The 848-nt window shown below is 48.8% G+C and carries 3 protein-coding genes; all 3 read left to right on the forward strand.

Features of this window, described 5'->3' with window-relative positions; genetic code table 11:
• Nucleotides 1-352 precede the first annotated feature (352 nt).
• Genes QLG07_RS02630 through QLG07_RS02640 form a run of 3 tightly spaced genes read left to right on the forward strand, consistent with a single transcriptional unit; the run spans nt 353 to nt 841 of the window.
• Nucleotides 353-508 carry a protease FtsH-inhibitory lysogeny factor CIII gene (locus QLG07_RS02630; RefSeq protein ID WP_282468407.1) on the forward strand — a complete coding sequence of 52 codons (156 nt, stop codon included), beginning with the start codon at nt 353-355 and terminating at the stop codon, nt 506-508.
• Complete coding sequence (locus QLG07_RS02635) at nt 505-693, forward strand: DUF5444 family protein (RefSeq protein ID WP_282468408.1); 189 nt, start codon at nt 505-507, stop codon at nt 691-693. The genes QLG07_RS02630 and QLG07_RS02635 overlap by 4 nt, the downstream gene beginning before the upstream one ends.
• Nucleotides 683-841, forward strand: a complete 159-nt coding sequence (locus tag QLG07_RS02640) for a hypothetical protein (RefSeq protein WP_282468409.1) — start codon at nt 683-685, stop codon at nt 839-841. Before QLG07_RS02635 ends, QLG07_RS02640 begins: the two co-directional genes overlap by 11 nt.
• Nucleotides 842-848: the final 7 nt, after the last annotated feature.

Here is an 848-nt window from a genome sequence, read left to right on the forward strand (position 1 = left end):
CCTCATTCGTGTCTGTTCGCCAGAAACGTAGAGGTTCCAGTACCTCATCAAGCTGCCTGAATGTCAGGCCTGTCGGGTTATGAAAACCCACTCTTACGCGATATGTAGTCATCATTCGATAATCCCTAACCAAATGATTTTTTACAAAGCGGTAATTAATCTCGCTGTGATAGGGGTTCCCTAAAAACACCCAAGATTAGGGTTTTTTACAGAAGGATAGGCAATGAGCGGAAAAACGGAGTTAGCCGCAGAATTACCAGAAGACTGCGCACAGAAGTGTGTTGCCGCCATCGCAAAAGGCTCAGTAGCCGCCATCCGTATCACTTACTAATTAAATTTTAAGGAATCACCCATGCAAGCTTTTGCTATCGCTGGGGCATCCCACATGGGTGCTTCAGGTTTTAACACGTCACAACTCGACAGAATCACTCGCCGCCTTCGCCGATCATTGCGGGCTGGATGGCGATCATTAATCGAAACGCTTAACCAGCCGGGGAACCCGCTATGACTATCGTACCGGTGAACGGAACAATCTACGTAACTCAGGGAAACCTGCAGTTCGGGAAGGTGTATGAATCATCATTCCCTGACACCAAAGAGGGCATGAAAGAAGCCTATGACTGGGCAGAGACAATAGCTCTCGGTTGGCAAAAGTGTCAGGACAAAGACTGGAGCAAGCATCATGCAGCATGACGCAGCAGACGAATTCTTTATCGCGATGATGGCTCCGATCGTCGAGCCAGTCATGACCGACCTACTGGCGCAGCAGGAAGCTATCGCCGACTTCCACACTGAGCAGCAGGAAATCACCTGGAATGAATTTGCAGGCAACTTCAACTAAGAGGCAA

The organism is Erwinia sp. V90_4 (assembly GCF_029967685.1).
Classification (GTDB): domain Bacteria; phylum Pseudomonadota; class Gammaproteobacteria; order Enterobacterales; family Enterobacteriaceae; genus Erwinia; species Erwinia aphidicola.